The sequence below is a fragment of the Hymenobacter aranciens genome (assembly GCF_030580865.1).
Classification (GTDB): domain Bacteria; phylum Bacteroidota; class Bacteroidia; order Cytophagales; family Hymenobacteraceae; genus Hymenobacter; species Hymenobacter aranciens.
This window is the reverse complement of the sequence record NZ_JAUQSY010000004.1, coordinates 205,689-224,585: the sequence shown is the minus strand read 5'-3', so window position 1 is coordinate 224,585 and position 18,897 is coordinate 205,689. Positions and strand designations below refer to the sequence as shown.

General features: G+C 65.1%; 10 protein-coding genes. 4 read left to right on the top strand and 6 right to left on the bottom strand.

What is annotated here, in order from left to right; translation table 11 throughout:
• Window positions 1-197 precede the first annotated feature (197 nt).
• The 3 genes from Q5H93_RS07290 to Q5H93_RS07280 all read left to right on the top strand — a co-directional run bounded on the left by Q5H93_RS07290 (window position 198) and on the right by Q5H93_RS07280 (window position 6,012).
• Window positions 198-3,344 carry a hypothetical protein gene (locus tag Q5H93_RS07290; RefSeq protein ID WP_305005849.1) on the top strand — a complete coding sequence of 1,049 codons (3,147 nt, stop codon included), beginning with the start codon at window positions 198-200 and terminating at the stop codon, window positions 3,342-3,344.
• Window positions 3,345-3,564: 220 nt separating this feature from the next.
• Window positions 3,565-4,575 carry an ATP-binding protein gene (locus Q5H93_RS07285; RefSeq protein ID WP_305005848.1) on the top strand — a complete coding sequence of 337 codons (1,011 nt, stop codon included), beginning with the start codon at window positions 3,565-3,567 and terminating at the stop codon, window positions 4,573-4,575.
• Between the two features lie 273 nt (window positions 4,576-4,848).
• Window positions 4,849-6,012, top strand: coding sequence for a vWA domain-containing protein (locus Q5H93_RS07280; protein WP_305005847.1), 1,164 nt, complete (start codon window positions 4,849-4,851; stop codon window positions 6,010-6,012).
• A gap of 130 nt (window positions 6,013-6,142) precedes the next feature.
• Here Q5H93_RS07280 and Q5H93_RS07275 read toward each other — a convergent pair whose 3' ends face one another.
• The 3 genes from Q5H93_RS07275 to Q5H93_RS07265 form a co-directional block, all read right to left on the bottom strand.
• On the bottom strand, window positions 6,143-6,790 hold the full coding sequence (locus Q5H93_RS07275; protein WP_305005846.1) for a beta/alpha barrel domain-containing protein: 648 nt from the start codon (window positions 6,788-6,790) through the stop codon (window positions 6,143-6,145).
• A gap of 125 nt (window positions 6,791-6,915) precedes the next feature.
• Window positions 6,916-7,923: a sugar kinase gene (locus Q5H93_RS07270; RefSeq protein ID WP_305005845.1), complete on the bottom strand. Its 1,008-nt coding sequence runs from the start codon at window positions 7,921-7,923 to the stop codon at window positions 6,916-6,918.
• 113 nt (window positions 7,924-8,036) lie between these two features.
• On the bottom strand, window positions 8,037-9,146 hold the full coding sequence (locus Q5H93_RS07265; RefSeq protein WP_305005844.1) for a T9SS type A sorting domain-containing protein: 1,110 nt from the start codon (window positions 9,144-9,146) through the stop codon (window positions 8,037-8,039).
• A gap of 389 nt (window positions 9,147-9,535) precedes the next feature.
• Between Q5H93_RS07265 and Q5H93_RS07260 the strand changes: the two genes are divergently transcribed.
• The gene (locus tag Q5H93_RS07260; protein ID WP_305005843.1) at window positions 9,536-11,320 is read left to right on the top strand and encodes a T9SS type A sorting domain-containing protein; all 1,785 of its coding nucleotides are present in this window, start codon (window positions 9,536-9,538) and stop codon (window positions 11,318-11,320) included.
• A 167-nt stretch (window positions 11,321-11,487) separates the two neighbouring features.
• On the opposite strand, the gene Q5H93_RS07255 is transcribed toward Q5H93_RS07260, so the two are convergent.
• The 3 genes from Q5H93_RS07255 to Q5H93_RS07245 all read right to left on the bottom strand — a co-directional run bounded on the left by Q5H93_RS07255 (window position 11,488) and on the right by Q5H93_RS07245 (window position 18,889).
• Window positions 11,488-16,047 (bottom strand): beta strand repeat-containing protein, encoded by a 4,560-nt coding sequence (locus Q5H93_RS07255; protein WP_305005842.1) that lies wholly within the window; start codon window positions 16,045-16,047, stop codon window positions 11,488-11,490.
• 151 nt (window positions 16,048-16,198) lie between these two features.
• Complete coding sequence (locus tag Q5H93_RS07250; RefSeq protein ID WP_305005841.1) at window positions 16,199-17,095, bottom strand: alpha/beta hydrolase; 897 nt, start codon at window positions 17,093-17,095, stop codon at window positions 16,199-16,201.
• A gap of 168 nt (window positions 17,096-17,263) precedes the next feature.
• The gene (locus Q5H93_RS07245) at window positions 17,264-18,889 is read right to left on the bottom strand and encodes a RagB/SusD family nutrient uptake outer membrane protein (protein ID WP_305005840.1); all 1,626 of its coding nucleotides are present in this window, start codon (window positions 18,887-18,889) and stop codon (window positions 17,264-17,266) included.
• Between the last annotated feature and the right edge of the window lie 8 nt (window positions 18,890-18,897).

Here is an 18,897-nt window from a genome sequence, read left to right as displayed (position 1 = left end):
TAATTTTATGTAAATCAGCAATTTGATAAGAAAGAACATTTGCCTGGCTGGCTAAAAAGCGTCCATCGGTGGACAAGCGTCCGGGAATGAGCCAGCCGGCCGTTGAAAAAAATCTGGCTTCGCGAAAAGCCGGCGTATTGAGGAAGTAAAAAAGTCGGCTACATTCACGCAGTCAAGGTCTTTAAAATCGACTGCCGATGTCTGCTACCCCTTACTCCCACGCCAACGAGGCGCCGCTGGCCGAGCGCCTGCGCCTGGCCCAAGACCCCGCCACGTCACCCCAGCAGCTCGCCGAGCTGGCTCGGGGCGCCAACTCCCGCGCCATCAAGCAGGCCGTGGCTCGCAACCCCAACACCCCGCCCGCCGACCTGTTGCACCTGGCTGGCCGCTACTGGGCCGACTTTCTGGAAAACCCCGTGCTGCCCCTGCTGCTGCTCGAAGACCCCGGCCTGCCCCACCGGCTGCCGCTGCGGGTGCTGCGGGCCCTGGTGCGCCGCGAGGAGGTGCCGCCGCTCATCCTCCAAACCCTGGCCCGGCACCCGGATAGGGAGGTGCGCGAGGGAGCGAAGTTTCACGTGAGCGCACTGGCTGCCGAAAGCGAAGCGGAGCCGGTTGACTGGCACCAGCAGCTGCGGCAGGAGCTGGAAAAGCTGCCCGCTCAGCGGGCCACGCTGCCGGAGCTGCTCGACTTGGATGTAGTGCCACCGTGGCTTCTGGAAGCCCTGGCGGCTACCAATAGCAGCGGCCTGCGAAATGCTCTGCTCAACAGCAGCAAGCGCCCCGATGCTTCCCCAGTTCTGAAACAGGTGGGCAGCCTCTTAAAACGGGCGTATGGCGAGCGGCGGACCGAACCCTACGTGTCGAAATACGGCAGCTACGACCAGACGTGGCTGGAAGGGCGCGCGCCCCTGACGGAAGCCGAAGTGCGCCGACTGATGAACAGCGGCCTGGCCTGGCAAATGTGGATAGTGCAGCAGCGCTCATTGCCGCCCGACGTGCTGGCCCAGCTGGCCCGCAGCCCGCACATCCGGGTGCGCCGGCTGGTGGCGGGTCATCCGCAGCTTACTCCCGCGCTGGCCCTCACGCTAGGCAGCGGCACCGATGCCGATATTCGGCAACGCCTGGCGGCCAACTCCCGCACCCCCGAGGCCCTGCTCACCAGTCTGGCCCGCAGTGCTGACTATGATATTCGGCGGCGAGTGGGCCGCAATGTTTCTACCAGCCCCCAGGCATTGGCCGTGCTGGCTACCGATGTGGCCGGCCCGGTGCGGGCGGCCGCCGCCCGCAACCGCCGCACTCCCCCCGAGGCCCTGTTGCCATTGGCAACTGACACCGATATGCAGGTGCAAATAGCTTTGGCTAAGAATCCGGTGTGCCCGCTGCCCGCGCTCGAAGTGCTGGGCCGGGATGCGGAAAAGGAGGTGCGCAAAGTAGTTGCCTGCTCGCCCCAACTGCCCCAGGCGCTTCATCTGGAACTGCTGTTCGACCCCAGTAGCCGGGTGCGGCTGCGTGCTTCGGTGCATCCACGCACTCCCTACCACTTGCTGGAATTCGCGCATGAGTACGGAGATGAGCCCGCCGATACCCGTCCCCCCACACCTGCCTGGGACCTGACCTTGCCCTGGAAGCAGCACCAGGACCAGGAGCATAAACGAAAGCAACAGGAGGCTGCCGCTGCCCGCCAGGCCCAAGGATTGCCGCCGCGCCAGGAACCCCCACCCATTCCTCCAGCCGACGAGGCTCGCCGGCTGCGGGTAATTCGAGGCGAATACAAGGAAGCCGACCTTGCCGAGTGGGCTAACTCGCCTACGTCGGCTTTGCGGGCCTCCGTGGGTTATTGCCTGGAAGACATAACGGTGCTCCAAAAATTAGCCAATGACCGCATCGGCAAAGTGCGGGCCGCTGCTGCGCACAACCCCCGCATGCCGCCCGAAGTGCTCACCCGTCTGGCCCGTGACCACCGGATGGAAGTGCGGCAACGCGTGGGAAGTAATGCCAATACGCCGCCTGAGGTGCTGGCCGAACTGGGCCGCGACCGTTGCTGGAAAGTGCGTGATTCTGTGGCCTACAATAAAGCCACTCCGCCAACGACTCTGGCCGAACTGGCCGCCCGCCCCGGTTCGGGTAAAAAAATGCGGCAGCGCCTGTTGTCGAATCCCAGCACGCCCCCCGAGTTGCTGGCCGCTTGGTACGTAGGTGCTTCCGTCAGCACGCGTGATACGCTGGCCGGCAACCGGAATACGCCCCCCGAATTGCTGCGGGAAATGGCTCATAATGCTTCGCAGGAACTGCAGTACACGCTGGCTCGTAATCCTGCTACACCCCCCGATGTGCTAATGGACATCTGGACGCCGCTGGCCAACGGACCGCGTGATTACAGTGACTATCGCCGAAACTCACTGGCCAGCAACCCTAGCTCACCAGATGAGCTGCTGGCGCAGGCGGTGAGCTGTCCCGATGACAATATCGCCAGCTACGTGCTGAGAAACCCCCGGCTTACCCCCGAACTATTCCAGTCGCTATTGTCGCTTATCACTCAGCCAGAGCGTAAGGAGCAGTTACTGTTTGTGAGCGACAAGCCCGCCTTTGTGCTCGAAATGCTCCTGGCAGATGGGGACAAAGCAGTGATTCAAACCATTGCCGCGCTTAAGGATACTCCCGTCTCCATGCTGCTGGAACTGGCCCACCGGCCTCAGGAGAATCGCTACGATGATTGGGTGGCTATTAGGTTATCCCACAACGAACATGCGCCACTGGAAGTACTGCAGGCCGTGCTAGAGGCCCGCGACGCTTACGACGCCACGGCCGCGCCGCCGTGGTGGTTTCGCTACCTGGCTGCGCACCCCAAAGCCACCCCGGCGTTTCTGGAAAACCTGCTCACCCGCCTATTAGCCGGCACCGCCCGCTACGACCAGTCCGCCGATGCTGCCCGCATCGACGAGGATACGGCCCTTGCGCTGGTGCGCAACCCTCGCCTGCCGGCCCAGTACCTGCACCACTTCGCGGCTCACCCCGACCGCGACGTTCGCTACGCCCTACTGCAGCGCCCCGACCTCCCCCCCGAGCTGAAACCGCTGATGCGCACCGCCGCCCTGCGCCGCAATCTGGAAAACGGTGCCTCCTTGCTGGGCCGTGCCGCCGCTGCCGCCGATGCTGCCACTCATGCCGGCTGGCTACAGTGGCTCTACCCCAAAGCCACCTGGGTCGAGCGCCTCGCCATGCTCCAAAACCCCAATCTGCCGGATAGTTTACTAACCCAACTCACCACCGACGCCCACCGCCTCGTGCGCGCCGCCGCCCGCGAGCGCCAGGCCACCGGCCAAATCCCCGACCTGACCAAGTAGCACGACCAACTCCCCTCCTTGGAAAGGAGGGGATGTTTCAGCGTAGCTGAAACGGGGGTGGTTCGCCCGTCCGCGCCGTTGGAACGAAAGCAGTAATTTCTCCTTCACTACTCCGAAAACCCAACCGGCGCGACCGGCTCAACCACCCCCGTTTTGCCTGCGGCAAAACATCCCCTCCTTTCCAAGGAGGGGAGCTTAACGTTCTCCCAAAATAGTCCTCATGACCCCCACCGAACTCGCCGACTACCTCGACTCCCTTATTGCCCACCAGCTCCAGCTTTCCGTCATGATTTGGGGCCCGCCCGGCATCGGCAAATCCAGCATCGTGGCGCAGGCTGCCGAGCGCCACGGCTTTGATTTTATTGACGTGCGCCTCTCGCAGCTGGCCCCGACCGACCTGCGCGGCCTGCCCGTGGCCGACACCGAAGCCAGCGTGTCGCGCTGGCTGCCGCCCGAGTTTCTGCCCCGCAGCGGCCAGGGCATCCTCTTTCTCGATGAGCTGAACCTGGCCCCGCCCGCCATGCAGGGCATGGCGCAGCAGCTCATTCTCGACCGCCGGGTGGGCTCCTACGTGGTGCCCGCGGGCTGGTACATCTGGGCCGCCGGCAACCGCAAGGAAGACCGCGCCGCCGTGTTCGACATGCCCGCCCCGCTCGCCAACCGTTTCCTGCACCTGGAGGTGGGCGCCGACTGGGAGTCCTTCAAAGGCTACGCCCTCGGCGCCGGCGTCCACGAGCAGATTCTGGCTTTCCTGGCCTTCCGGCCCGCGCTGCTGCACCAGCTCGATGCCCAGCGCCCGGCCTGGCCCTCGCCGCGCTCCTGGGTGATGGCCAGCCGCCTGCACCACGCCGGCCTGTCGGTCGAGTCCGTGGTAGGCGCCGGTACCGCCACCGAGTTCACTACCTTTTTGCAGCTCTACGCCTCGCTGCCCGCGCTGGAGCCGGTGCTGGAGGGCAAGGGCAAGGACGTGGGCTTCCCCGCCGAGCCTTCGGCCCGCTACGCCACCACCATGGGCCTCACCGTGCGCGCCCGCACCGCCGAGCGCGGCTACCACGGCTTCGAGTGGCTCAGCAAAAAAGCCCCCGCCGAGTGGCTGCAGCTCTACGCCGTCGACCTCTTCAAGCAGATGCGCGCCGTGGGGCAGATGGGCGCCCTGGCCATCTTCGTGGCCAAGGATGAGAAGCTGCGCGGCTTCCTGGCCGACTACCAGAAAATGGTGAATGCGGCGTAGCCCGGATTCCGCCCCGCCGATTATATAGTATTCTCTGATGATTGGGCGCTCCGGGAAACCGGAGGTGTCTGAAACCTGGGTTTTGGTGGCCTCCGGGAAACCGGAGGTGCCTGCAACCTGCGTTTTTGGGGCCTCCGGTTTCCCGGAGGTGCCCGCAACCCGGGTTTTGGTGGCTTCCGGTTTCCCGGAGGTGTCTGCAACCCGGGTTGCAGACCTTATAGAAGTTCCGGCGATAATTGCGGATTGACCGGCAATTTGTTAAACAATCAACTCATGCTCCCCGCCGCCGAAAGCCCTGCCCTCGACCCCAGCGCCACCGGGCGCAGCCTCAGCGCCGCCCTGCTGCGCTTGCGGCTGCGCTCGCCCTTCCTGGCCGCGCTGGCCCTTTTCGCCCGCTACGAGGTGACGGAGCGTGTGCCCACCGCCGCCACCGACGGCGAAACCGTGTTCGTGAACCCCGATTTCTGGCACCCGCTCACCCCCGGCGAGCAGGACGGCCTGCTGCTGCACGAGGTGCTGCACTGCGCCCTCGGCCACTGCTGGCGCCGCCAGGAGCGCGACCCCCAGCTCTGGAACATCGCCGCCGACATCGTCATCAACGGCATGATACTGGCCGAGCCCGGCGCCGCCCTGCCCGCCGGCGGGCTTTTCGATGAGCGCCTCCAGCACTTTGGCACCGAGGAAGTATTCGAACTGCTGGAGCGCGACCTCGCCGCCGCCCCGCCCTTGCTCATGGCCGACCTGCTCGATGAAGCCCCCGGCGCCTCGACCGAAAACTCCCTCGGCGCCCGCGCCCGCCGCCAGCAGCAGGCCGGCCACTGGCGCGGCGCCCTCCAGAAAGCCGCCGCCGTGGCCCGCAGCATGGGCGGCGACGTGCCCGCCCACCTGCGCCGCGAGCTCGCCGTGCTCGACCCCGGCCGCCTCGACTGGCGCACCGCCCTCTGGCGCTACCTCGTGCGCACGCCCGTCGATTTCGTGGGATTCGACCGCCGCTTCGTCGGCCGCGGCCTCTACCTCGACAGCCTCGAAGGCGAAACCGTCCGCGTCAGCGTGTGCCTCGACACCAGCGGCTCCGTCTCCGACCGCCAGATGCAGGCCTTCGCCGCCGAAGTGCAAGCCATCCTCAGTTCCTACCCCCACCTCACCGCCGAGCTCTACTTTGCCGATGCGGCATTGTATGGCCCTTACCCCCTGCGTCCCCACGACGCCCTGCCCGCCGCCGAAGGCGGCGGCGGCACCGATTTCCGCCCCTTCTTCCAGCGCCTCACCGCCCAGCAGGCCGACCCCTACGGCCCGCCCGGCGTGGCCATCTACCTCACCGACGGCTATGGCGCCTTCCCCGCCGAAGCGCCAACCGTGCCCACGCTCTGGGTAGTCACGGCCGGCGGCCTGGCGCTGGAAAGCTTCCCGTTCGGCGAGGCCGTGCGGCTGGGGTAGCCAGTAATGCTGTCATCCTGAGCGTAGCGAAGGACCTTGTCACGCTTGAACGAGTCGTTGCGACGCTAATCGTTCAGCCGTGAGAAGGTCCTTCGCTGTGCTCAGAATGACAGTTTCTTATTCAGATAATCTACCCTCTTGCCCAGCCCAGCAGCTGCCGCAGCAAGGCCGTGAAAGCCGCCGTATCATCCACGTTTTTGAAGAGCTGCGAGCCCATGCCTACCACATTCACCCCCGCGCCAAACCACGCGCCCAGGCTGGCTTGCGTGGGCTCCACGCCGCCCGTCACCATCAGCTTCACCTGGGGCATGGGGCCGCGCAGGGCTTTGATATAGTCGGGACCGACGAGGTTGCCGGGGAAAATCTTGACGATGCTGGCGCCCAGCTGGCTGGCCTGGTAAATCTCATTCACCGTAAGGGCGCCCGGCAGCCAGGGCAGTTCGTGGGCCTGGCACACGGCCGCCACGTCAGCCGTCGTCACCGGCTGCACCACAAAGTCAGCGCCCGCCGCAATAAACTCCTCCGCCTGCGCCGCCGTGTAAATGGTGCCGATGCCCAGCAGCAGCTCCGGCAGCTGCTGCCGCACCACCGCCGCCAGCTCCGTGAACACCGCCAGCGCCTCCGGCCCCCGGTTGGTGAACTCAAACACGCGCAGCCCGCCCGCGTAGCAGGCCTGCAGAATGCGCGTGGCGTAAGCCGCCTCGGCGTGGTAGAACACGGGCACGATGGGGTGCTGCAGCACGATGGCGAGGGCGTCGGCGGAAGAGAAGCGGGGCATTTTAGGAGGTGTTAGCTACTAGCTGTTAGCCGTTAGCTTTTTGATAAAATCAGAAGAGACAACCCAGACGGTTTCCTCTCGAAAAAAAGCTATTAGCTAACAGCTGTCAGCTAATAGCTAAAAACTCACCGCACCAGCCGGCCGCTGGTGTTGCCCTGCATCACGTGCTCCACTTCGGCGGCCGTCACCAGGTTCACGTCGCCGTGAATGGTATGCTTGAGGGCCGAAGCGGCAATGGCAAACTGCAGCGCCTGCTGGGCATCGGCATAAGTGAGCGAGCCGTGGATAAACCCGGCCACGAAAGCATCGCCGCCGCCGATGCGGTCCACCACCGGCGCAATGTTGAGGAAGTCAGTTTCCACAAACTGCCCGTCATACAGCACCGCCTTGATGCGCTCGTGCGAGGCGCTTTGCGTCTGGCGGCGGGTGGTAACGACTTGCTTAATTTGCGGGAAGCGCGCCCTGAGCTGCGCCGCCACGTCGGCAAAGGAGTTTTCCACATCGGCCGTAGGCTTGATGTGGAAAAGGTCGTCGGCATCGTGCTCGGAGCAGAATACGACGTCGCAGCCGGCCACCAGTTCCGGCATCACCTCCTGCGCGGTTTGGCCGTACTGCCAGAGGTTGCGGCGGTAGTTCACATCGGCCGAGATGGTTAGGCCCAGCCGCCGCGCCGCCGCAATGGCATCGCGCGTGGCCTGCGCCGCCGCCGCCGAAATGGCGGGCGTAATTCCCGTCCAGTGCAGCCAGCCGGCGTTTTTTAGAATCTCATCCCAGTTAAAATCAGCCGGGTCGAGCTTATCGAAGGCCGAGCCGGCGCGGTCGTACACCACTTTGCTGGCCCGTAGCGAGGCGCCCACTTCCAGAAAATACAGCCCCAGCCGCAGCCCCCGAAACACGGTGTGCCGCATATCAACGCCCAGGCGCTGAAACTGCTGGGTGGCCGCCTGCCCCAGCTCCGTGGCCGGAAAGCAGGTAACGTGGGCGGCCGACTGGCCCAAGCCAGCCAGGGCAGCGGCCACGTTGGCTTCGCCGCCGCCGTAGTTCACTTCGAGATGATTGGCCTGGGTGAGGCGGTAGTGGAGCGGCGGCGAGAGCCGCATCATCACTTCGCCAAAGGTAACAACTTGCTTCATAAAAAATAAAAAAGCGCGGTGGGCAACGGCCCAACAGGCGAAAGCGACACCGGGCGCAGGCCCGGTGTCGCTTTCACTGCGTGCAAAGTAAGCTACTAAGCGGCGGCTGGTCGCTACTGCTTCGTGATTTTGCCGGTAATGCGCTGATGGCCATCGGTGTACTCCACCAGGTACAAGCCCTGGGCGAGGTCGGAGAGGCGCAACTCGGTGCTGGTGCTGCCCGCCTGAACCGGGGCGCTGGCCACCTTGCGGCCGGTGAGGCTGTACACCGCCACCGTAGCGGCCGAGGGCGCAGCGGGGTGGGCCACCGTCAGGCGGTTCTGCGCCGGGTTGGGATACATGCTGAGCGGGGTGGCCGAGCGGACCGGCGCGGTGCCCAGCACGGTGCTGCCTTTCAACTGCACGTTTTTGAGCAGCACGTAGCGGCCGGTGCTGGAGTTGTTCACGCTGAAATACAGGCGCACGGTCAAAGTCTGGCCGGCAGCCAGCACCACGCCGCCGGCGCCGTTAAGCTCGAAGCGGAACAGGCCATTGTTGCCAGTAGCCGTGGCGTATACGGGCAGCACGGCCCCCGTGGTAGTGGTGGCAGTGGTAGCAGGGAAGGCGCCGTTGTTGGCCGCCGGCAGGGTGCCGCCGTTGAAGGTCGGCACCGTGAGAGTGCCCGAGGTGTAGCCGGCGTAGGGAGCGCCCGCGCCGCCCGTCACGGTGGCCGAGTCGGCGGTGAAGTTGCTGAGCGAATACATCACGCCCACGCGGCCGCCCGGCGAGCTGGTAGCCACGGCGCTGAACAGCAGCGAGTCGATGCGGGTGGCGGCGCTGGCCGTCACGGCAAACTGCTCGTAGTGCGTGCGGCGCGGGGCCGAGCCGGGCCCGCCGGCGCTGGAGGGCCAGCCGCTGCCATCGGCCAGCGGGGCCAGGCCCTGGCCGCGGGTAAGCGAGTAGGCCGGCGTGCTGGTGCCGCTGGCCGGCGACGAGCCATCGGACACCACCAGGCGGCGCAGCGTGGCCGGGGTCGCCGTGAGGCCGGCCGAGCGGGCGCCGGTGCTGTCCTGGGCGTTGGCACGTAGCGGCCAGAAGGCGCTGCCGCCGGTCTGGGCGGTGGCCTGGCCGGCCAGACCCAGGCTCAGCAGCCCAGCCGCCAGCGCAGTTTTATAAATTGGATTAAAGCCAGAAACTGCCTCGCGGAGGAATTTGGCGAAAGTGGGGCGTACAAGGTGATTCATGCGGCGATGGGATTTTTAAAAAGGAATGACGAATGGGGCGGCAACTCAGCGCCGGGCAGGATACCTTACGGCGAGCGACACTACAATGATGAGCAAAAAACTTCGTAAAAAAGCCTGCGGAGGGGCTTTATTTTACGCACTCGTTGCCGGGAGCGTTACCGGTAACGTTTTCACTATCCGTAATTCTCTGGCGACTTGTAGCTGAACTGCCCTCACAAGCTCCTTCGCAGCCACCGTTGGCCCCGGGTTTCGCAATCGGTTGCGGCGGCGCGGCAAAATTGCACTAATTTCAAATGACTACCAAACCCGGGCGAAAATGAGCAGGCGGACTACCGCCGGATAAACCCGGCGCAGCCCCCGCGTTTTTGCGTTTTTCAACTATTCCCATCATGCGCGTTTTTCCACTTTTACTGACTGGCCTTGGCGGGCTGCTGCTGGCGGCCCCGGCCCCGGGGCAGGCTTACAGCAACCTCATCCAGACCAATGTCCAGGGCCGGCTGAGGTACGTGCCCGACGCCCGCGGCAACACCGTGCCCGACTTCAGCGACGTGGGCTACCGCAACGGCGAGGCGGCCATCCCGACGGTGCCGGTGGTGCTGACGATTTCGGCCCTCAGCGGCGACAACCGGGCGCACATCCAGGCGGCCATCGACCAGCTGGCGGCGCTGCCGGTGCAGGCCAATGGTTTTCGGGGGGCGCTGCTGCTGCGGGCCGGCAGCTACGCGGTGAGCGGCAGCCTGGTGGTACGGGCCAGCGGCATTGTGCTGCGCGGCGAGGGCGCGGGCAGCACGGGCACGGTGCTGCGGGCCACGCTGCGGCAGCAGCACACGCTGGTGCAGTTTACGGGGGCGGGCGGGGCCTCAGGGCAAAGCAGTACGCGCAAGCGCATTACCACCACGTACCTGCCCGTCGGGGCGCGCTCGTTTGCGGTGGAGGCGGGGCACAGCTTCGTGGTGGGCGACCGGGTGCAGCTGCGCCGGGCCCCCAACCAGGCCTGGATTGACATGCTGGGCATGAACACGCTCAACAATCCCAGCTGCCCCACCTGCGTGAACTGGACCCCGTCGAGCTTCACCATTGACTACAAGCGCAAAGTGACGGCCGTGAGCGGCAACGTCATCACCGTGGATGCGCCGGTGGTGGACCCCATCGACCAGACCCACGCCACCGGCTACCTCCAGAAATATACCTGGAACAACCGCCTCGAAAACGTGGGCATTGAAAACCTGAAACTTGACTCGGAATACAGCAGCCCCACCGACGAGCAGCACGCCTGGGACGCCATCGACTTCGTGAACACCGAAAACGCCTGGGTGCGTGACATCGAGGCCTGGCACTTCGGCTTCGCGGCGGTGCGGGTGCTCACGAATAGCGCCCACGTCAGCGTGCTCAATTCCAAGTGTCTGGATGGTATTTCCCTTATTCAGGGCGAGCGGCGCTACTCGTTCTGCATCGAGGGGCAGCGCAACCTGGTAATGGGCTGCTTCACCCGCAAGGGGCGGCACGATTTCATGACCGGGGCGCGCGTGGCGGGGCCCAATGCCTTCGTGCGCTGCACGGCCACGCAGATGCTCAACATCGCCGGCCCGCACGGGCGCTGGGCAGCCGGCACGCTCTACGACAACTTCGTGGGCGACGGCCCCTTGAATCTCGAAAACCGCCGCTCTTCCGGCACCGGCCACGGCTGGGCCGGCGCCCAGAACATGCTCTGGAACTGCCAGACGGCCACCGTGGTGGTGCAAAGCCCGCCGCAGCACATCAACTGGTCGGTGGGTTCGCGGGCCCTGGTGTCGGGCACGGGCGTGTTCTTCACCGGGCAGGGCTACGAGGAATCGACGGGCACCTTCGTGCTGCCGCAAAGTTTGTATGATAAGCAATTGTGCGACCGGCTGGGCGGCGCGGCCTGCACGCCGCTGGCGGTCAGCAAAGCGAACCTGCCGGAAGAGCAGCTCATTATCTATCCTAACCCCGCGCCCAAGCGTAGTGTGACGGTGTACTTCCCCGGCAGCAAGGGGAAGCTGGTGGTGATGGACACATTAGGCCGGCTGCTGCTGGAGCAGACTGATTTTGTGCCGGGGCTGCTGAATCTGGGGAAGCTGGCCGAAGGTGGTTACATCGTGCGGGTACTGACGGCGGAGGGCAAGATGTTTACCCGCAAGCTGGTGCTCGAGTAGGGGCAGAGCTTGGTTGACTCCCGCCGGTCAGACGCCCTTCCTAAATCACTTCCATTCAACAATTCGGGCGAAGTCAAGCCCCGCCCCCACAAGTTCTGAGTTTCATGACATAAAAAAGACCCTCACCACACGGTGAGGGTCTTTTTTATGAGCTGCTTACGTGGTGATTATTCCACCACGAGGCGCTTGTTTACCACGCCCTGGGTCGTGGCCACGCGCACCGTGTAGATACCCGGGGCCACGCCGGTCAGCGACAGCGCTTCCGAGGTAGCGAGGCGCTGCTGCTGCACCGTTTGGCCGAGGGCATTCAGCAGCGACACCTGCACCGGCTGGTGGCCGAGGCTGGCGGGCAAGCTCAGCGTTGCCTGCTGGCGGGCGGGGTTGGGGTAAATGCTCACCTGCTGCGCCAGTTGCGCCGGGGCGGTGGCCAGCACGCGCTGGGCCGTGAAGAGCACCGAGAAGCGCGTGGCCGGGGTGTTGGCGGCCAGCGTGAAGCTGTAGCTGGGCTGGGCCTGCAGGTCGATGTAGGCGCCAGTCTGGGCATCCACCAGGTAGGTGAAGATGCCGGCGGGCATGTTCACGAGCTGGGCGGCTTCGATGGTGAAGGTGCCGGGCTCGGGGTTGAGGAGGCGCAGGGGCACGGTCACGTTGGCGGTGCCGAGCACGGGCAGGCCGTTGATGGACAGGTTTTCGGGGCCCGACGCCAGGGCCAGGGTCAGCGTGGGGGTGAAGGTCGGCACTTTGTGGGCATCGAACTGGCTGTCGAAGCCGGCGCTGGCGCCCTGCTCGAAATACACGTAGGCGTCGTCGCTCACATTGGCGCCGCCGAAGTGCAGCTGCAGCTGCGGGCGCGTATCGGGCGTGCTGCGGTAGAAGGCGGGCTGCGGGCCGAAGGTGGTGACGCGGCTGGCGTTGGGCAGCGTGAGGCTGCCGGTGCCGGGCGTGTTCACCCGCACGAAGAAGCCCTGGCCGGCCGCAATCTGCTGGCTGCCGCCGATGCCGTTCACGTAGCTCACGTAGCTGCCGGTGTAGGGGCCGCTGGAGCGGTACACGTACACGGCGGCGCTCACGTTGTTGAAGTTACCGGCCGGAATCAGGTTCCAGTCGATGGGCGAGGGGTAGGGGTTGCCCAGCAGCTGCCAGCCGGCATCGGCGCTGGCGCCGCGGGTGAGGCCGGTCAGCGCCACGGGGCCGTTGTTGAAGGTGCCGCGGAAATCGACGAGCGCGCCGCTGGGCGTGTTCACGGTGTAGCCGTGGCCGGGTTGCATGGCCGCGCTGGTCGAGGCCGGGGCAAACCAGCCTTTGGCGAAGTCATCGAAGTTGCTGGCGGCCGTGGCGATGCGCGCCTCATCGTAGCCGAAGATGTTCGGGAAGGGTGTCACCAGGCCGGGCGTGGCCGAGCTGTTGTAGGCGGCGGCCTGGCTCAGCTCGGGCGCGAAGCCCGGGGCGGCGAGGTCGCCGAAGGTGGTGTTGCTCACCGGGGCGCTGTAGTGGCGGTAGCCGTTGCCAGCGTTCAGGCTGGGGTCGATGTAGCGCTGCATGGTGCCGGTGCCGATTACCTGACCGCCGGTGTTGTCAATCAGGGCCGTGCCAGTGCTGGCCGACAGCAATACCAGGGCTTCGCCGCCGGTGCTGAGGTTGCCGCTGGTCAGGTGCAGCACTTCCGAGATGGCCGTGCTGTCGCTCAACGTCAGGCCCTGGGCGTTGTTCACCGTCAGGTTGCGCACGCGGGCGGGCAGGCCCGGACCGGTTACCTGCGCGGCGGTGCCGTTGTACTCGTAGTTGGCGTTGGGGCTGAAGGTGCGGGTGCCCGTGAGCTGGATGGCGCCGGTGTTGCCGGTGCTGCTGATGCCGGCCGGGTTGCAGATACGCAGCGTGGCGTTGTTCTGCAGCGCGAAGCTGCCGCTGCCGGTGATGGCCTGGCAGTTGCCGGCCAGGGTGCCGCCGGTTTGCACCATCAGGGCGCCGCCCACGGTGAGGGTGCCCGTCAGGGTGGCCGCGCCGGTGCCGGTGATGGTCACGTTGTTGTAGAAGCCCGAGATGTTCTGGCCGGATGTGCTCACGGTGAGGTCGGCGGGCACGGCCAGGGCCGTGAGGGAGAAGTCGTCGATGCCGAGGATGTCGTCGCCGCCGCCCGGGGCGTTGAAGTCATTCCAGCGGATAAATACGGTCTGGCCGGGGGCAATGCTCACCGGCACGATGGCCGTCACCGTGACGCGGTTGGCCGCCGCGTTGCCGTCGAGGGCCACGCTGGCGGGGCTGCTGCCGGTGGTGCCCGCCACGGGGCCGGTGAAATTCAGCTCCGGCGCGGCCATGTAGGTGCCGGTAACCAGGTCGGTGGCGTTAAGGCTGTACTCGAAATCCAGCCGGTCGTTGGCGGTGCGGGTACCGTTGCCCAGGCGCCACTGCTCGCCGACGTAGCTGATTTGCAGGCCGCCGATGGTCTGGCCGGTGTTATTCACGTAAGCCGCGCCGATGGTCGGAATCACGGCCGTATTCTGCAGGGTGCCAAAAGCGCGGTCGGTAGCGCCGGCCGTGCCCGCGCTGTAGGTGTTGCCGGTGTTCGAGAGGTTGGCCGAGTAGGTTTCGTCGGCGCCGGTGCCGGTTTCCACAAAGTCCCAGCCCGCCGGCAGCGCCGATTTCGGGTAGGTCGTAGTCGAGGGCGAAGCCACGTTGCCAAGGGTATTGAAATCCTGATTGTAGGCTGTGTTCAGCGCCGCAATGCTGATGCGGCCCGCGCCGGTGGTGAAGGTGCTCACCGTGCCGTAGCTGGTACCGGCCGTGGAGGTGGCATAAGCGGCCACGTTGTAAGTAGTGTAGGGCAGCAGGCCGGTGGTCGTGCCGCTGAACGCACCCGTGCCGGAGCCGATGGGCAGCGTGGTCACGTCAGCCCCGCCGATGGTGGGCGTGGCATTGGTGGCGCTGTACACCACGCCGTTGGCGGTTACGGCGGCGGTGCCGGCGCTGGTCACGTTGCCGCCCACGGTGGCGCTGGTGCCGCTGGCGCTGGGCGCGGCGGTGGTCACGGTTGGGGTCACGTTGGCGGTGGGGGTGATGGAAAAGTCGTCCACCGCCAGCCCGTCATCCGAGCTGCTGGCGTCAAAATCCAGCCAGCGCAGCACGAACGTCGCGCCATTGGGGATTGACACGGAGATGTTGGCCGTGAGCGTGGTGCGTTGGGTGTTGCCATCCACGGCGCCCACGGTGGTGTTGAAGGGGCTGCTGAAATCCAGCGCATTCACGTCGGTGTAGCCGGTAGTTACGGTGGCGCCGTCCACGGTGGTGGCGGTGGTGCTGTACTGGAATTCGAGGCGGTCGGGGATGGCACGGCCGGCGGTGCCGAGGCGCCACTGCTCGCCGGTGTAGGTCACGGTGAGGCCGGTGATGGTCGAGCCGGTGTTGTTGGTGAACGCGGCGCCGATGGTGGTCGCCAGCACGCCAGTGCTTTGCAGGCCACCCAGGGCGCGGTCGGTAGCGGCCGAGCCGGCGCCGAAGCTGTAGGTGTTGGCGCCGCCGGCCGTGCCGGTGCTGGTAGTGTAGGTGTTATCGGGCGTAGCGCTGCCGCCCGCGCCGGTTTCCACGAAGTCCCAGCCGGCGGGCAGGGTGCTTTTCGGGTTAGTCGTGCCGGTGGACGACAGCGTGTTAAAGTCCTGATTATAGGCCGTGCCCATCGCCGCCAGGCTGATGCTGCCCGGCCCGGTGGTTACCGTCACTACCGCGCCGTAGCTGGTGCCGGCGGTGGATGTAGCGTAGGCGGCCACGTTGTAAGTCGTGTAGGGCAGCAGGCCCGTGGCCGAGCCGCTAAAGGCGCCCGTGCCCGAGCCGATGGGCAGCGTGGTAACATCAGTGCCGCCGATGGTAGGCGTGGCATTGGTCGCGCTGTACACCACGCCGTTGGCGGTCACGGTGTTCGAGCCGGCGCTGGTCACGTTGCCGCCGACGGTGGCGCTGGTGCCGCTGGCGGTAGCCGCCGCGGTGGTCACCGCCGGCAGCGCCACGGCCGTCACCGACACGTCGTCGATGCCCAGGGCATCATCGGCGCCGCCGGTCACGTCGAAGTCCACCCACTTCAGGATAATCGTGCCGCCGACCGGAATGGTCACCGACAGTGTGCCGCTCACCGGCGCGCGGTTGGCAGTAGCGTTGCCGTCGATGTTGCCGGCCGTGGTGCCGTTGTTCACGTTCGGGCTGATAAAGTCCAGGGTGTTGACGTCGGTAAACGTGCCCGTCAGGTCCGTGGCCGTCAGGCTGTATTGAAAGTCCAGCCGGTCGGCCGTGGTGCGGGTGGCGCTGCCGAGGCGCCACTGCTCGCCGTTGTAGCTGATAGCTAGTCCGGTAATGGGCTGACTGGTGTTATTGGTGTACTTCACGCCGTAGCTCGATGCCACTGCGTTCAATACCGAGCCCAGGGCGCGCTCGGTGCTGGCATTGGTGCCCAGGCTGTAGGTGTTGCCGGTGGCGCTGAGGTTGCCGGAGTAAGTGGCGTCGGCCCCGGTGCCGGTTTCCAGGAAGTCCCAGCCCGTGGGCAGGGTCGATTTGGGATACGTGGTGGTCGAAGGCGTAGCATTAATGCCAAGGGTGTTGAAATTCTCCACGTAGGGCGTGCCCAGGGTGGTGATGCTCACCGACTGCGCCTGCGTCAGCAGGCTGCCGCCCAGCAGCGGCAGCAGCAAGCCCAGCAAGCGGGCCGACCGGCGGCCCGGCGGGAAAGAGTAAAAGTTAAACATGGTGTGGGTGTTTGATTGTTAAAGGGTTAGCGTTGTCAAAAAAGAAGTCGGTATTGGGCAGTCAATTATCAGGGGCCAGTCTCCAGCTATGAATTATCTGCGCCTCCGATTCCCGATTACCCAATACCGACCACCGGTAAAAAGCGTGTTTCTACAGCCCGATTTCCATCAGGAACTTCTGCGTCGCGTCGCTCACCTCGCGCTTCTTCTCAGTGGTGAACTTGCCGTGCTGCCCGCCGGGCACCGTGAGGAACTCGGTTTTCACGCCGGCTTCCTGCAGCTTCTTGTGTAGGGCCACCGACTGCTCGTAGGGCACCACCGGGTCGGCGTCGCCGTGCACGATGAAGGTGGGCGGGCTGCTCTTCTTCACCAGGTACACCGGCGACACCGAGCGGATAAACTTCTCGTCTTTGCTGTATTGCCCCAGCCACTTGGTGGCCGATTTGCTGGCCAGGCGGCCACTCATCCAGTCGCCGGCGTCGGCGATGCCGTAGTTGTCCACGATGGCCGCCACCTTCACTTTCTCCTTGGTCTGGCAGTTGGTGTCGAAGGTGTGGTCGTTTTCGAGCAGGCCGGCCATCAGGGCGAGGTGGCCGCCGGCCGAGCTGCCCATCACTACAATCTTGTTGGGGTCGATGTTGAGCTTCTTGGCGTTGGTAATGATGTAGATGAGGGCGCAGCGCACGTCCTCCACGGCCGCCGGGGCGGTGGCCTGCGGCGTGAGGCGGTACTCCACATTGGCCACCGCGTAGCCGCGCTTGAAGAAGGCGCTGAAACCCGACTGCGACTCCTTGGTGCCGTGGTTCCAGCCGCCGCCGTGAATGCTGATGACGATGGGCGTGGGCTTGCCGCCAGGGTTGGTGTAGAGGTCCATGCGGCCGTCCCAGCCGTTCACCTTCACGTACACGGCGTTAAGCTGCGTCTCGTAGCCCTTGGGCGTCTTAATCACCTTCACCGTCGAGTCAGTCGGGATGGGCGGCCCGGCCGATTGGGCGAGGGAGGAAAACGACCAGCCCAGCAAGCTGCAAATGAGAAGTAAGCGTTTCATTGGATGGGAGTTTGGAAGTAATGCGGTGTTTAATTGAACGTCATCCTGAGCGCAGCGAAAGGACCTCGCCCGCGCCATGTGCAGCAGTAATTATTGACGCTTGAGCGATTGGAGATTACTCCCACAGAGAAGCAGGCGAGGTCCTTTCGCTGCGCTCAGGATGACGTTCTAATTCCAGCCCTGATTCTGCGTCATGGCCTGGTTCAGCGCCAACTCGTTTGAGGGGATGGGCCACAGCACATCGCGCTCCGATACATTCTGATAAGGCAGCAGCGTGGCGGTGCGGCCGTAGTAGCCCAGGGCCGCGTTAGAGCTCGATGGCGCCTGCGCGGTGATGATGGGAATCATGCCCTTCATCACCGTGAGGAAGGTGCCCCAGCGCAGCAAATCGAGCTTGCGCCAGCCTTCGAAAGCCAGCTCGCGGGCCCGCTCTTCCTTGAGGAAAGTCAGGAAGGCGGCCTTGCTGGCGGTGTTGGCGGTGGTGAGGTCGGAGGTGGTGGCGGGGGTGCTGAGGGGGAAGCCGTAGGCACGGCGGCGCACCTGGTTCACGGCCAGGATGGCGGCGGCGCTGGGGCCGCCATTCACTTCATTCTCAGCTTCGGCGTACATCAGCAGCACGTCGGCGTAGCGGAGCAGGGGCCAGTTGGTGGGGCCCAGGTTTTTGTTGAACGGGCGCAGAGTTTCGCTGTCGCGGCGCCACTTGTTGATGTAGCGGCCCCACACGTATGTGGTGGCGTAGGTGGTGGGCCCGCGGGTGGCGTCGTAGCCGGGGTAGTAGTAGCTGGCGATGTTCCAGTCGCGGCGCAGGTCGGCGGCGTTATAGCGGTTGTATTGGGTGCCGGTAGCCACGTACAAACCCTGCATGTAGCCGCGGGTTTCTTCGTCGTTGCGCACGCCCAGCGTCGAGCCGAAGCGGCTGGCTTCGCGGTAGATGCTGCCGATGGCGTTGCCGTTAAACTCCACTTCCCAGATGCACTCCTGCGGGTCGTACACGTCGGCGCTTTCGTTCTTGAAAATCTGAGAGTAGCTGGGATTCAACGAGTGCTGGCCCGAGTCAATGACCTTCTTGGCCCAGTCGCGGGCGGCCACGTATTTGTCGGTTTCGCCCAGGCGGCCGGCGGCGTAGAGGTTCACGCGGGCCAGCACACCCTGGCAGCCGGTCTTGGAAATCCGGCCCGAGTTGCCCCACTCCGTGCCGTTTTTCAGCAGCGGCTCGGCGTCAGTCATATCCTTAATAATCTGGGCGTACACGTCGTGCGCCGGCGTGCGGGCAATGTTCACGTCGTTCACGCTCGTGGTCGAGGTCAGCTTCAGCGGCACGTCGCCCCAGTAGCCCACCAGCAGAAAGTAGTAGTAGCCGCGCAGAAACAGCGCCTCGCCGCGAATCTGGTCTTTCACTTCCTGCGAAGTATTGGCCTGGTCGAGGCGCTCCAGCAGCAGGTTGGCGCGGTCAATGCCCTGGTACAGATTGGTCCAGCAGTTCACAATCTGCGGGTACGACGAGTCGAAGCTGTAGCTGCTCACGGCCACGGCGCTGTTGCTGCGGGCCAGCATCTCGTCGGTGGCCGAGGGCGCCTCCAAGGACAGAAAGCGCGAGTAAGTCGATTCCTCGGCGCTGCCGCCCTGGTTGATGGTGTTGCCCAGCTTGGTATAGATGCCCATCAGCGCCGAAGTCAGCTGCGCCTCGTTGTTGTAGTAGGTTTCCGGGGCCACGAAATCCTCCGGGTCGGTGGCCAGGTAGTCGTTGCAGGATGTGAGCAGGCCGAGGAGTAGCAGGAAGGATAGTTTTTTCATAATATGAG